The organism is Luteimonas granuli (assembly GCF_007795095.1).
Classification (GTDB): domain Bacteria; phylum Pseudomonadota; class Gammaproteobacteria; order Xanthomonadales; family Xanthomonadaceae; genus Luteimonas; species Luteimonas granuli.
Genome location: NZ_CP042218.1, coordinates 2,833,646 through 2,848,530, shown reverse-complemented (window position 1 = coordinate 2,848,530; position 14,885 = coordinate 2,833,646). Strand labels below are relative to the sequence as shown.

Annotated in this window: 5 protein-coding genes and 1 pseudogene; all 6 read right to left on the bottom strand. The window is 71.9% G+C overall.

Annotated elements, in window-relative coordinates:
- Window positions 1-2,382 (bottom strand): penicillin-binding protein 1C, encoded by a 2,382-nt coding sequence (pbpC, locus tag FPZ22_RS13185; protein WP_144893679.1) that lies wholly within the window; start codon window positions 2,380-2,382, stop codon window positions 1-3.
- Between the two features lie 7 nt (window positions 2,383-2,389).
- Window positions 2,390-7,312: an alpha-2-macroglobulin family protein gene (locus FPZ22_RS13180; RefSeq protein WP_144893677.1), complete on the bottom strand. Its 4,923-nt coding sequence runs from the start codon at window positions 7,310-7,312 to the stop codon at window positions 2,390-2,392.
- A gap of 178 nt (window positions 7,313-7,490) precedes the next feature.
- Entirely contained in the window at window positions 7,491-10,178 is a 2,688-nt protein-coding gene (gyrA, locus tag FPZ22_RS13175) for a DNA gyrase subunit A (protein WP_144893675.1), read from the bottom strand.
- 181 nt (window positions 10,179-10,359) lie between these two features.
- On the bottom strand, window positions 10,360-11,427 hold the full coding sequence (mtnA, locus tag FPZ22_RS13170; protein WP_144893673.1) for an S-methyl-5-thioribose-1-phosphate isomerase: 1,068 nt from the start codon (window positions 11,425-11,427) through the stop codon (window positions 10,360-10,362).
- A gap of 54 nt (window positions 11,428-11,481) precedes the next feature.
- Window positions 11,482-12,455: pseudogene (gene epmA / locus FPZ22_RS13165) on the bottom strand (EF-P lysine aminoacylase EpmA).
- 5 nt (window positions 12,456-12,460) lie between these two features.
- Complete coding sequence (gene ligA / locus FPZ22_RS13160; protein ID WP_144893671.1) at window positions 12,461-14,809, bottom strand: NAD-dependent DNA ligase LigA; 2,349 nt, start codon at window positions 14,807-14,809, stop codon at window positions 12,461-12,463.
- Window positions 14,810-14,885 lie beyond the last annotated feature (76 nt).

The following is a 14,885-nucleotide window of genomic DNA, read 5'->3' as shown; positions in this document are numbered from 1 at the left end:
TCACGGGCCCTCGCCCCTGGGGGCGACGTCGAAGGACAGGCTCGCCCAGGCGCCGTCGGGGGCCAGCGCGGTCAGCTGCTGGCGGCCGGCCTCGCCGAAATCGCGCCACAGCGGCTGTCCAGCGCGGGTCCGGCCCACGAGCCGTCCGTTGAGCAGCCACTGCACCTCGCCCTCGACGCCGACCGCGCGCAGGGCCAGGCGCGGCGGGTTCCCGGAACCGGGCGCATGCATCAGCAGCGCCCCCTCGTTGACGCCTTCGATGCGCATCGCCACCGCGCCGCCGCGGCCGTCGTCGACGCAGTCCGCGGCCAGGGGCGGCAGGCGCGAGGCGATGCGTTCCGAGGCCGTGAGCCAGGGCGAGGCCAGCGCCGGCCAGCGCGCCACGTGGCGCACGGCCCGGGCATGGTGCGCGGAGCAGTCGGCGGAAAGCCTGCGGCCGCTCGAGGCATCCACTTCGATCCGCTGCAGCCCCGCGCTCCAGCGCTGCGCCTCGCGTTCCGGCAGCGTCGGCGGCACCCCGCCCTCGAGCACCCAGGCGCGCATGCGGCGCTGGCAGGCTTCGGCGGGCTGGCTGGCGGCTTCGGTTCCCAATGGCCAGCAGACTTCGCGCTCGTCGACGGCTCCGGGTCGCGGCAGCGGCGCAGCGTCACCCGCACGCTGCGGCAGGCTGTCGACCACCTCGAACAGGAGCGGCAGTGCCGTTACCGCGCCGTACTGCCCGGGCAGCGGCGTGCCGTCCGGCCGTCCCACCCACACGCCCACGGTATGGCGCCGCGTGGCGCCGAGCGCCCAGGCATCGCGGAAGCCATAGCTGGTGCCGGTCTTCCAGGCCACGCGCGCGCGCCTTCCGGTGTCGAAGGTGCCGATGCGCTCCCCGGGCCGCGGATTGTCGGCCAGGATCCGGTGCACGATCCACGCCGCGCCCGGCGACATCAGCCGGCGGTCGATGACCGCATCATCGACCGCATAACGTACGCGCCCGGCGATGCCGCCCCGGGCCAGCGCCGCGTGCGCCCCGACCAGATCCTCAAGCCGGGCGCCGGTGCCGCCCAGGATCAGGGTGAGGTTGGGCCGCGTGCCGCGCGGGAAGCGCAGGCCGATGCCGGCGTGTCCGAGCCGCGCCGCGAATCGCGCCGGCCCCACCCGGTCGAGCAGGTCCACCGCCGGCACGTTGAGCGACAGGCGCAGCGCGTCGGCCACCGAGACCGGGCCGTTGAACGCGGCGTCGAAGTTGCCGGGCCGGTAGCCGCCGAAGGACTGCGGCGCGTCCAGCAGCAGGCTCTGCGAATGCACCAGCCCGTCGTCGAGCGCCATGCCGTAGACGAAGGGCTTGAGCGTCGAGCCCGGCGAGCGCCAGGCGCGGACCATGTCGACGTGCCCGAGCCGCGCGGCATCGCCGAACGCGGCGGTGCCGAGGTAGGCGCGGGCCTCCATGGTGTCGTTGTCGACCACGAGCAGCGCCGCCGAGGTGCGTTCGGGCAGGCGGCCGACGTAGCTCGACAGGCGCTCCTCCAGCGTGCGCTGCAGGGCGGCATCGATGGTCGACTCGATGCGTTCGGCGCGGGGGTCGCGGGCGCGCAGGCGCTCGGCCAGCAGCGCGGCCGACAGGGGCGGCCGGAGTGCGCGGGCGACGACCGGCTCGACCAGGGCGTCGTCGACCTCGGCACGGGTCCAGCGGCCGGTCGAGGCCATCCGCTCCAGCACCTTGTCGCGCGCGCGCCGCGCCGCTTCGGGCTCGCGGTCGGGGCGCAGCCGCGTCGGCGCCTGCGGCAGCACGGCCAGCAACGCGGCCTCTGCATGGGAGAGCTGCGACGCGGGCTTGCCGAGGTAGGCCCAGCTTGCCGCCTCGACGCCCTCGATGGTGCCGCCGAAGGGCGCGCGCTCGAGGTAGAGAGTGAGGATCGCGTCCTTCGACAGGTGCGCCTCCAGCTGCACTGCGCGCAGCACCTGCCGCAGCTTGCCCGGCAGCGTGCGCGGGTGCGGCTCGAGGATGCGTGCGACCTGCATGGTCAGGGTCGAGCCGCCGGAGACGATGCGTCCGTTCGCCGCCGCCTGGCGGACTGCACGCAGCAGCGCCACCGGGTTCACGCCGGGGTGGCGGCGGAACCAGCGGTCTTCGTAGGTCAGCAGCGCCTCGATGTACAGGGGCGAGACGCTGGCCTCGGAGGCCGGGTATCGCCAGACACCGTCCGCGTCGGCAAAGGCCCGCAGCGGGCTGCCGTCGCGGGCGGTGACCAGGGTGGCGTGGTCGCGGGTTTCGGGCAGTGGCGGCGGGAACGCAAGGTCTAGGGCGAGCAGCGCCAGCAGCAGCACGACGCCGCCCCAGCGCAGGATCGCGCGCAGGCGGGCTCTCACCCTGCGGCGGCCTGGCCCCGACTCCACCGCAGGCTCACGGCTGCACGACCGTCAGCCGCTCGGGCAGCGCACGGCCGACGCCCCGCAGCTCGGGCCGGTACATGTCCTCGGCCAGCGGCGGCGGCACGGTGTACTCGCCCGGGGTGACCGCGCGCACGAGGTAGAAGACGTCGGCGGCCCGACCCGCATCGAGGCGCAGCGCGGCGACGTAACGGTCGTCGCGGAACTCCTCGTGCAACAGGTCGGCGGCGTCCCCGCGCTCGGCCAGGCGGATGCCGTCGACGACCACGTCGGTCCAGGCCGAGGCGTCGCCGAGGTTCATGTTCTCGACTTCCACGCCGGCCGGGAGCAGCTCGGTCAGCAGGGCGTCGGGCATGTCGCGGTCGGCGGTCAGCGTGACCCGCGCCACGAGCGCCTCGCCCTCGCGCAGCGGACGCGGCGTCCAGCGCTTGCCGTCGGTGGTGTACCAGCGGCGCTCGACGCGCAGCACGCCGTCGTCGGGCGCCGGCGCCGAACGCGGGATGCCGGCGACGTCCATGCTCGCGTACAGCGGCGGGTCTCCTTCCGGCACAAGGCGCACTCCGGCCGCCAGGGTCGCGTGTCCGTAGCCGCGCGAGAAGCGCCGCGTCGGCGCCAGGGCCTCGACCACGCCGGCCTCGCTCAGGGTGCCGGTGAAGGTCCGCCCCGGAGCACCGGCGAGCTCACGGCCCAGGCGCGCGATCGCCGATTGCTCCTGGGTGCTGAGATGGAACCAGCGCGCCCTGCGCCGCGCGTCCAGCTCGGCGCCGAGCCCGCGCAGCGCTGCGGTGCGCGCCGGCGTGGCCAGATCGTGCTTCTGGACCAGCGCCTGCATCAGCGCGGCGTCGCGCAGCGGCGTGCCGTAATCGCCCAGCCAGCCGGGGCGGTCACCCTTCCAGGCGAAGGCTTCGTCCAGCGCCTTGTCGCCGCGGGCCCTGTCGCCCTGCAGCGACAGCGCCAGGCCCAGATGGGCCAGCGGCATCGCGCTGCGCGCGGACCGGCGCTCGCGGTCGTACAGGGCCCGGAGCGTGCCCAGCGGCGCGCGGTTCACGCGCGACAGCACGTAGCCGGCGTGCGCCCTGTAGGCCAGGCGCAGGTGGTCGCGGTTGTCGCGCCCGTAGAACTGCTGGGCGTCGGACAACAGGTCCTCGGACAGGCGCGACAGCGCGCGCTGCAACATCGCCTCGGGCACGTCGAAGCCGCCTTCGCGGGCATCGAGCATGAACTCGACGATATACGGCGTCAGCATCGGCTCGGGTGCGCCGCTTCCGCCCCACATGGCGAAGTGGCCGGAACCGGCCTGCAGCGCCGCGAGCCGGCCCAGCGCGCCCTCCATGCGCTGCCTGCGCTGGTCGTCGGGCAGCGGCGACATGCCCCAGGACGTGGCCGTCGGCGCATCCAGCATCAGCGCCGCATAGCCCTTGCTCGCGGTCTGTTCGGCGCAGCCGTAGGGATAGCGCAGCACGCCTTCCAGGGCGGCGGCGAAGGCGATCGGCGGGGTCGAGGAAACGCCCAGGCGTGCGTTCACCGAAGCCGGCAACATGCCCTCGGCCAGCGCGGCGTCGAGCACCACCGGAGCCAGCGGATCCAGCACCAGGCTGCGCGAGCGCAGCACCTGCGGCCACGGTGCGCGCACCGGCAGGTCGTGGCTCCGGTCGACGGCGACGCCGGGCCCGTCCACGCGCACCCGCACCTTTCCGGTCTCGTGGCCGTCGAGCGCGCGCAGGGGGAAGGACAGGGTCGTGCGCCCGTCCGCGGCGAGCTTCACCTCGCGCCCTCCCTCCTCCACCCGCAGCGGGCCGATTCCGTCCACGCGCACGCGGAAGTCGCCGGCCCTGCCGGTGAAGTTCGACAGGTCCAGGGTCACCGTCGCGCGGTCACCCGGCGCCATCACGCGCGGCATGCTGGCCTCGGCGACCAGCGGTGCGCGCACCAGCACTTCGGTGTCGCGGTTGCCGTAGACCTCGTCGCCGAACACCAGCGCGGACACGCGCAGCGTGCCGTTGAAGTCCGGCAGTCCGAGCGCGACGGTGGCGTTGCCCTTGCCGTCGAGCTTCACGGGGCCGGAGAACAGGTCGACGGTCTGCACGCGCGCGGTCGGGCGGCGCGCCTGCGGCAGCGCCTCCAGCCCCTGGTCGCCGCCGAAGCGCAGGCGCGCGGTGCCGCCGTCCAGGCTTTCGATCACGCGACCGTAGATGTCCCAGGCGTCCACGCCCAGCCGCCGCTGCGCGAAGAAATGCCGGTTGGCGTCGGGCACCGGATAGCGGGTGATGTTGAGGATGCCGACGTCCACCGCAGAGACCGTGGCATGCGCGACCTTCCCCGCGAGCTGCGGCACCGCCACGGTCACGCGCAGCGTTTCGTCGGGCTTCGCCTGTTTCGGCAGCGACAGGCCCACCGCCACGCGGCGGTCGCCGCGGGCCATCGGCACGTGGGCCACGCCCACCGCGCGCGCCGGCGTCACCTTGCTGCGGGCACTGCCGCCGCGGAAGACCAGGGCGGTCACGTAGACGTCGTGGCGCTCCCAGTCCTCGGTGACCGGAATCCTGTAGCTGTTGCCGGCACGGGCGTCGATCGCCTGCACGTACAGGAGCCGGTCGCTCTCGACCAGCAGCAGGCCCTTGCCCGCGTGCGGCGGGGTCACGGTGACTTCCAGGGTCTCGCCCGCACGGTAACCGGTGCGGTCCAGCGCGAGCTTGACCTTGTCCGGACGCGCATCCAGGCCGCGGTTGTCGTCGTCCCAGCTCCAGCCGGCGCGGAAGGGATAGCGGGTGACCAGGCCGGTCGCGGGATCGTGCGCCTCGATCCGGTATTCGCCCCACTCCACCGGGAAATCGACGCGCAGCGCAGTGGTGCCGGCGTCGACCCTGCGTGTCTCGACCACCTCGAAGCGGCTGGTGTGGCTGTAGCTCCAGCCGCCTTCCTCGTCGAAGTTCCAGTGGTAGTCGCGTCGCTCGCGCACCAGCTTCAGTTCGATGCCCGCCTGCGGCATCGCCTTGCCGTCCGCGTCCACGCGCAGGATCTCGAAGCCCGCGTTTGCATTGGCATCGCTGCCGTCGGCGTCGTCGAACAGCGGGCGCACGCCGACGAGCGCATCGGCCGGCCACAGCACGCGCCTGAGGCTGCGATTGATCGTGCGACCGCCGGTTTCGTACAGGCTGCCGGCGACCACCACCGATACCGGGGTGTCGCCGCGGACCTCGGCGGGCAGCGGCAGCGCCTGCTCCAGTTTCCCGGCGTCGTCGAGGGCCCTGTCGACCACGTCGCTGGCCGCGCGCGGCAGCGCCACCGTGGGATCGCCGAAGAACCAGCCCGGCATCGACTCGAGCGGATGCTGCGCGACGGACACCGTCATGCGCGCGGTGAAGCGGTTGCCCGCGGCGGGCGCGCCGTACAGGTAGGCACCCTCGACCTGCAGCCGCAGCGCGTCGCCCTTGGCCAGGCGCGCCTGCGGGCTGCCGAGCTCGAGCTTCATGCGCTCGGGCAGGAACTCCTCGATGCGCAGGTCCATGCCCTGCACCACGTCCTTGCTGGCCGGATCCGTGCGGAACTCGACCTGCCAGCGGCCGGTGGGCGCCTCGACCGGGATCTCGCGCTCGAAGCGGTAGTAGCCCTGCGCGCCGGCTTCAAGCCGCGACTCGACGAAGACCTTGCCGTCGGGCTGTTTCAGGCGCGCGAACAGGGGCTGCGCCTTGCCGTCGGCGGCGGTCGGCACCGGCTTGCCGTCGGCGTCGCGCAGCAGCGCGGACACGCGCACGGCCTCACCGGGACGGTAGAGGTCGCGCCCGGACCATGCGAAGACCTCGAACCACGCCTGCTTCCGGCCCGAGACCGCGAACTCCGACAGATCCAGCGCCGGCTGGTTGAACGGCAGCAGCGACACGTCGCTGCCGCGGGTCGCCACCAGCACCTGGGCGGCGTCGAGCCTGTGGCCGAGCACGGCGTTGCCGTTGGCATCGGTTTCCGCCTTGAACACCGGCTCGCCGTCCTTGCCCAGCACCTTCAGCTCGACCCCACCCAGCGCGCCCCCGCCCTGCAGCGACGCGGTGTGGACGAACAGCTGGTCGGCGTAGGCGCGCACGTGCAGGCCGATGTCGCTGACGGTGAAGAAGGCGGTGTCATACATGCCCTCGAAGCTGCCGGCGCGCTTCATGGTGGCGAAGTACAGGCCAGGCTGCTGCAACTCGGCGATGTCCTGCAGCGGGAGATAGGTGACCGCGCGTTCATTGCGTTCGCCGCCCAGGACGAAACGGTTGACGTAGACCGGCTCGGCCATGCGCGCGACGCTGCGCCCCTCGCGGTAGGTGTTGTCCAGCTCCCACCCGCTACGGCGCCCCCCGCGCTGGTAATGGGCGAAGAAACGCGGCAGTTCGGATTCGCGCACGCGCAGGAACTCGACGTCCACCTCGGGCACGTTCACCGACACCACGGGCAGGCCGCGCGACTCGCGCGCCGGCAGCACGCTGCCCTGGGAAGCGAAGCCGGCGGCTGGCTTCAGCTCGCCGGTGTGGACCTTCCGCTCGATATCGCGGCCGAGCGTGCTGCCGTCGGCGGCCGTGAGCGCGGCCGAGACGCGCAGGGTGTAGTCGCGGTTGGCCTCGACGAAGGGGAAGCGCAGCACGCGGCCGCCCTCATCCAGGCTCCAGCTGCTGTCCTCGGCCACCGGTTCGGCGAAGGTCAGCAGCCTGTCGAAATCCTGGGTGCCCACCAGCGGCCGGGAGAACTCGACCGCCAGCGCCAGTCCGCCGGCTTCCTGGTCCGGCCAGACGCGCACCAGGCCGAAGCCTTCGACCTCGGCGCGTTCGGCAACGATGGCTTCGCCGCCGGGCACCGGCAGCTGTCCGCCCTTGTCTCGCCTGCAGCCACCCGCCAGCAGCGCCAGCGCGACGGCACCCGCCGCGAGTAGCCGCAGGCCGCACGAAGATCCGATTCCTTTCATCACCAGTCCGCTCCCCGGGAGTCGACGGCAGTATAGAAGCGCCGCCGCCCGATGCAGGAGTGAGGAGTGGTCGCAGCCTCGACTGCCCCGCCGCGATGAGCGGCTGGCGCGCGATCGCGCCCAGCCGCTCCTGCGGGAGGCATGGCACGGCGGCCGGGTCGAGGCCCGGCCGGGGAGGTCACTCGGCGGCGGTCGCCTCGCCGGGCGGATCGGCGCGCTCGCCCTCGCCGTCTTCGCCATCCCCGTCGTCGTCCCCGATCGAGCCGTCGACGCGCTCGATCGCCTGCAGGCGTTCGCCGTCGCCGAGGCGGATCAGGGTCACGCCCTGGGTGTTGCGGCTCACCACCGAGATCTCGGCCGCGCGGGTGCGCACCAGGGTGCCGCCATCGGAGATCAGCAGCAGCTCGTCCTCGGCATTGATGAGCGCAGCGGCCACCAGCGGACCGTTTCGATCCGTGGTCTGGATGCCGATCACGCCCTGGGTGCCGCGGCCCTTGCGCGGGTACTCGGCCAGGCGAGTGCGCTTGCCGTAGCCGTTCTGGGTGGCGGTGAGCACGAAGGGACCGGCGGCGCCGTTGCCCTCCTCCACCGCCTCGACGCCGTCGGCCTGCGCCTCGTCGTCGTCCTCGTGCTCGTCCAGGCTGTCGGCGGGCGCGGCCACGATCAGGCTGACCACCGACTCGCCCTCGGCCAGGCGGATGCCACGCACGCCGGTGGCGGTACGGCCCATGGCGCGCACCGCGGATTCGTCGAAGCGCACGGCCTTGCCATTGCTGGCGAACAGCAGGATGTCGCGGCCACCGTCGGTGAGTTCGGCGCCGATCAGCGCGTCGCCCTCCTCGAGGTTGATCGCGATCTTGCCGCGCGCCAGGCGGTAGGCGAACTCGGTCAGCGGGGTCTTCTTCACCGTGCCGCGGCGGGTGGCGAAGAACACGTACTGGTCATCCCGGTACTCGCGCACCGGCTGCACGGCCTGGACCTTCTCGCCCTCTTCCAGCGGCATCCAGTTCACCAGCGGGCGGCCGCGCGCATTGGCGCCGGCCTCCGGCAACTGGTGCACGGGCAGCCAGAACACGCGGCCCTTGCTGGTGAAGGCCAGCAGGGTGTCATGGGTATTCACCAGCCACAGCTGGGCGATGAAATCCTCGTCCCGGGTCGCCGCCGCGTTGCGGCCACGTCCGCCGCGCTTCTGCGCGCGGTAGGCGCTGACCGGCTGGCGCTTGGCGTAGCCGGCCTGGGACACGGTGACCACGACGTCCTCGGGCTCGATCAGGTCGAGGATGTCGAGGTCTTCCTCGCTGGCGCGGATCTCGCTGCGGCGCGCGTCGCCGAACTCCTCCTTGACGTTGCGCAGCTCGGTGCGGATCACGTCCAGCAGCACTTCGGGATCCTCGAGGATCCCGATCAGGCCGCGGATGGTCTCCAGCAGCAGCTTGTATTCCTCGGTGAGCTTTTCCTGCTCGAGGCCGGTCAGGCGGTGCAGGCGCATCTCCAGGATCTGCTGCGCCTGGACCTCGGTCAGCTGGTAGCCGTCCGCCAGCAGGCCCACGCCCGACGGCAGGTCCTCGGGACGCGAGGCCTCGGCGCCGGCCGCGCCCAGCAGCGCACCGACCAGGCCGGGCTGCCACACCCGGTCGAGCATGCGCTCCCGGGCGACCTGCGGGTTCTCGGAGGTCTTGATCAGCTCGATCATCTCGTCGATGTTGGCGAGCGCGACCGTCAGGCCCTCGAGGATGTGGGCGCGGTTGCGCGCCTTGCGCAGCTCGAAGATCGTCCTGCGCGTGACCACCTCGCGGCGGTGGCGCACGAAGGCTTCCAGGAAGTCCTTCAGGTTCAGCAACTTCGGGCGGCCGTCGACCAGCGCCACCATGTTGATGCCGAACACCGACTCCATCTGGGTCTGCTGGTAGAGGTTGTTCAGCACCACCTCGGCCGAGTCGCCGCGCTTGACCTCGATGTAGATGCGCATGCCGTCCTTGTCGGACTCGTCGCGCAGCTCGCTGATGCCCTCGAGCTTCTTCTCCTTCACCAGCTCGGCGATCTTCTCGATCATCCGCGCCTTGTTCACCTGGTAGGGGATCTCGGTGACGATGATCGATTCGCGGCCGTTGTCGGCGACTTCGATGTCGGCCTTGGCGCGCATGCGCACGCGGCCGCGGCCGGTGCGGTAACCCAGGTGGATGCCGCCGACGCCGTTGATGATGCCGCCGGTGGGGAAGTCGGGGCCGGGGATGTATTCCATCAGCCCGTCGATGTCGATCTCCGGGTTGTCGATAAGAGCGATCAGCGCGTCGATCACCTCGCCCAGGTTGTGCGGCGGGATGTTGGTGGCCATGCCGACCGCGATGCCCGCGGAGCCGTTGACCAGCAGGTTCGGGAACCGGGTCGGCATCACCGACGGCTCCAGCTCCTTCTCGTCGTAGTTGGGCTGGAAGTCGACGGTGTCCTTGTCGATGTCGGCCATCAGCTCGTGCGCGAGCCGCGACATGCGCGCCTCGGTATAACGCATGGCCGCGGCCGAGTCGCCGTCGATGGAGCCGAAGTTGCCCTGCCCGTCCACCAGCATGTAGCGCAGCGAGAACGGCTGCGCCATGCGCACCAGGGTGTCGTACACCGACTGGTCGCCGTGCGGATGGTATTTGCCGATCACGTCACCGACGATTCGCGCCGACTTGTAATAGGGCTTGTTGCTGTGCGCGCCGAGCTCGTTCATCGCGTGCAGGACGCGGCGGTGCACCGGCTTGAGACCGTCGCGGACGTCGGGGAGCGCGCGGCCCACGATCACGCTCATGGCGTAATCGAGGTAGCTGCGGCGCATCTCGTCCTCGAGGTTGACCGGGATGATTTCCTTGGCGAGCTCGGCCATTGGGACCCTTTGGAAGTGGTTCGTGGGCCTGTCCACGCACACCGCGCCGGAGGCGCGCGCATGTCGGGACAGAACCTGTGGATTCTATCACAGGGGGCCTGGCTCCGCCCGATCTATACCGCTGGAAATCAACGACTTGCGCGCCTTGAGCGCGGCTCCTGCGGTTCCGGCGGGGGTGTTCTCAACCGCGGAACAGTGACTGCATCGAGGCGGTATCCGGCCGCTCGACGATCCCCTTCTCGGTGACGATGGCATCGATGAGCGCGGCCGGCGTGATGTCGAACACAGGGTTCCAGGCCTGCACGCCCTCGGCCACGGTGCGACTGCCGCCGACGCCCAGCAGTTCGCCGGGGTCGCGTTCCTCGATCTCGATCAGTTCGCCCGAGGGCGTCTCCATGTCGACCGTCGACGACGGCGCCACGACCATGAATCTCACCCCGTGGTGGCGGGCGGCGATGGCGAGCTGGTAGGTGCCGATCTTGTTGGCGACGTCGCCGTTGGCACAGATGCGGTCGGCGCCCACCACCACCCACTGCACTCCCCCGCCCTTCATCAGGTGCGAGGCGGCCGCATCGGCGATCAGGGTCGCGTCGATGCCGTCCTGCTGCAGTTCCCACACCGTCAGCCGCGCGCCCTGGTTCCAGGGCCGGGTCTCGCCGGCGAACACACGGTCGATGCGGCCCTGGGCGACGCCGGCGCGGATCACGCCCAGCGCGGTGCCGAAGCCGGCGGTGGCCAGCGAACCGGTGTTGCAGTGGGTCAGCACGCCGCTGCCTTCTTCGATCAGCGAGGCACCGAGCACGCCCATGGCGCGGTTCGCGGCCAGGTCTTCGGTCTCGATCGCACGCGCTTCCGCCTCCAGCGCGTTGCGCCAGTCACCGCCCTTGCCGGCCTGCGCGCGCAGCATCGCCGCGCGCATGCGTGCCAGCGCCCAGGCCAGGTTCACCGCCGTGGGGCGCGCGGCATTGAGGCGCTGCAGCGCCGGTTCGATGCGGCCGGCCGCCTGGGCTGCGTCATCGGCCTCGATATCGCGCGCCGCCAGCACCACGCCCCAGGCCGCGGCGATGCCGATGGCCGGCGCGCCGCGCACCGCGAGCGCCTGGATCGCGGCGGCAACGGCGTCGCTGTCGCCGCAGGTCACGTATTCTGTGGCGAAGGGCAGCCTGCGCTGGTCCAGGAGCTCGAGCGTATCGCCGGTCCAGTGGATCGGGCGGATGCGGTCGTAGCGGGCGTAGTCGATGTCGGTCATGCGGCGATTCTACGCGGCGAGGGCGCGCTCGCCGTGCACGACGCCCCTGCCGGATCAGGCGCGATTGAAGTCGTAGGCCAGCACGTCGGCGATGGCACCGGTGCCGAGCATCGCCATCAGCAGGCGATCGATGCCGAGCGCGACGCCGGAGGACTCGGGCATGCCCGCGGCAAGCGCCTCGAGCAGCGCTTCGTCGATCGGCGGCTGGACCAGTCCGCGCGCGGCACGCACGCCGTGGTCGCGCTCGAAGCCGCGCGCTGCTCGGCCGCGTCCACGAGCTCGTGGTAGCCGTTGGCCAGCTCCAGCGGGCCGAGATAGAGCTCGAAGCGCTCGGCCACGTCGACGTCGCCGCGACGCACGACCTTCGCCAGCGCGCACTGGCTGGCCGGATAGTCGTGCATCGCCAGCAGCTGGCCCGTTGGGAACGCGGGCTGGATGCGGTGGGTCATCAGCAGGTCCAGCCAGTCGTCGCGGGTCAGGCCCGCGGGATCGACCTCGCCGGGGAACGCGGCCTGGAGCTCGGCGATGGAGGCGGTCATCGGATCGAGGCCCAGCGCCTCGCCATAGACCTCGCGGAAGCTCGCCTTGCGCAGCGTCGCTTCACGCCCGACCAGGGCCAGCGCCGACTGCACCAGGGCCGCGGTCTCGTCCATCAGCGGATCCAGCGTCCAGCCGACGCGATACCACTCCAGCATCGTGAACTCGGGATTGTGGCCGCCGCCGGCCTCGCCGTCGCGGAAGACGCGACCGAGCTCGTAGCAATCGCCGATGCCCTCGGCGAGCAGGCGCTTCATCGGATACTCGGCCGATGTCCGCAGCCAGCGGGTGCGCGGTGCCCCTTCGACGCGGCCGCCGAACTCGACCGTGAACGAGGCGATGTTGGGCTCGGTGTTGCCGGCGCGCGACATCACCGGTGTCTCGACCTCGAGCACGCCGCGCTGGTCGAAGAAGTCGCGCACCAGGCGGTTGAGTCCCGCGCGCAGCCGCAGTGCTTCGTGGCTCACGCCGCGTCCGGAAGCGATGGCCATGGCGTTCACCGATGTTCCGCGAGGAAGGCCAGCAGCCGTGCCTCGTCCCAGACCTCGACGCCGAGCTCGGTGGCCCTGGCCAGCTTGGATCCCGCCTCGGCGCCGGCGACGACGAAGCCGGTCTTCTTCGACACGCTGCCCGAGACCTTCGCGCCCAGCGCTTCCAGCGTCGCCTTCGCCTCGTCGCGACCCATCGCCTCCAGCGTGCCGGTGATCACCACGGTCACGCCGTCCAGTGGCCCCACCGCGGCTTCGTCCTCGGGCAGCGCCGCCAGCAGTTCGGCCTGCATCGCGGCCGCCGCCAGCAGCATGCGTGCGTTGGCGTCGATGGACAGCCACTCGGCGACCGAGGTCGCGGCCTCGTCCGGAAGCCCGGCGATGACGAAATTGTGGCGCTCCTGGTCGAGCAGCGTGCCTGCGTCCGGAAAGGCATCGGCAAGCTGCTTCGCGCGCAGCGGCGTCAGCTTCGGGATCCCGGAGTCCGCCAGCAGCTGGGCCAGCGTCAGCCCTTCCCGCAGCTTCGGCGACGGGGGATGCGCGTCGGTGATGTGCACGCCGGCGGCCAGCAGGTCGTCGATCACCGCCTGGTTGCCGGGCTGGTCGAAGAAATGGCCGAGCGCGCGCGCGACCTCGTCGCCGATGTCCGGGACGCGCTTGAACAGCGGCCAGGGCGCGCGGCGGATGCGGTCGAGGTCGCCGAACCAGACGGCCAGCGCCTTGGCGGTGCTCTCGCCGACGTGCTCGATACCCAGCGCGAACAGGAAGCGCTCCAGCGTGGTCTCGCGGCTGCGCTCGATCGCGGCCACCAGGTTCTCCGCCCACTTCGTCGCCACCTTGCCGGACCTCACCGTCTCCGGTGTGGTGCCGTCGCGTTCGTCGGCGCGGCGCTTCATTTCGACGAAGTCGCCCACGCCCAGGCGGTACAGGTCGGCGATGCTCTGCACCTGGTCGAAGTCGACCAGGGCCTGGATCAGGCGCTCGCCCAGGCCCTCGATGTCCATCGCGCGGCGCGAGGCGAAGTGGAACAGGCCCTGCACGCGCTGCGCCGGGCAGACCAGCTCGCCGCTGCAGCGCGCGACCACTTCTCCCTCCTCGCGCACGATCTCCGAGCCGCAGACCGGGCACCGTCCGGGCATGCGCCAGGGCGTCGTGCCGTCCGGGCGGCGCTCGGGGATCACGCGCACCACTTCCGGGATCACGTCACCGGCGCGGCGCACGATCACGCTGTCGCCGACGCGCACGTCCAGGCGCGCGACCTGGTCGGCGTTGTGCAGGGTGGCGCGGGTGACTGTCACGCCGCCCACGTGCACCGGCTGCATCAGCACCCAGGGCGTGACCGCACCGGTGCGGCCGACGTTGACCTCGATCGACTCGACGACCGTGGCCTCCTCCTGCGCCGGGAACTTGTGCGCGATCGCCCAGCGCGGCGCCCGCGAGACGAAGCCGAGCGCGCGCTGCAGCGCATGGCTGTCGACCTTGTAGACGACGCCGTCGATGTCGTACGGCAGCGCGTCGCGCATCTCTCCGATGCGACGGTAGTAGTCGAGCACGCCGGCGAGTCCGCTGGCGCGTTCGACCAGCGGCGACACCGGTAGTCCGAATCCGCGCAGCCAGGCGAGCACGCCCGAATGCGTATCGGGCACGTCCACACCCTCGACCTCGCCCAGCGCATAGGCGAAGAACGCCAGCGGCCGTTTCGCGGTGACCGCGGGATCGAGCTGGCGCAGCGAGCCGGCCGCGCCGTTGCGCGGGTTGGCCAACGGTTTGCCGCCATTGGCCAGCGCCCATGCGTTCCAGGCCTCGAAACCGGCGCGGGGCATGTAGACCTCGCCGCGCACCTCGAGTACCGCCGGCGCTTCCATGCCCTCAGGCGCGCGCAGGCGCAGCGGAATGGCCTTGATCGTCCGCAGGTTGGCGGTGACGTCCTCGCCGGTGGCGCCGTCGCCGCGGGTGGCGCCGCGCACGAACAGCCCGTCCTCGTAGCGCAGGCTGATCGCCAGTCCGTCGAACTTCGGCTCGACCGAGAACACCGGCTCGGCCCCGTCGCCTTCGCGCACGATGCGGGCGACGAAGTCGGCGACCTCCTCCTCGCTGAAGGCATTGCCCAGCGAGAGCATGGGCACGGCGTGCTGCACCGTGGCGAACTTCCCCGAAGGCGCACCGCCCACGCGCAGCGTCGGCGAATCGGGAGTCCGCAGCGAGGGATCGGCGGCCTCGAGCGCGGCCAGTTCGCGCAGCAGTCGGTCGTACTCGACGTCCGGCAGTTCGGGGTCGTCGAGCACATGGTAACGGTAGTTGGCGTCGTCGATCAGACGGCGCAGTTCGGCGGCGCGCTGCTGCGGGGTCGGGGACATGGGCGGATTGTCCCCCGGAACCAGCGGGAGCCGCTACAGCGGCGATCGGGGCTCGGTCGCTCCCACGGGCTGCCGG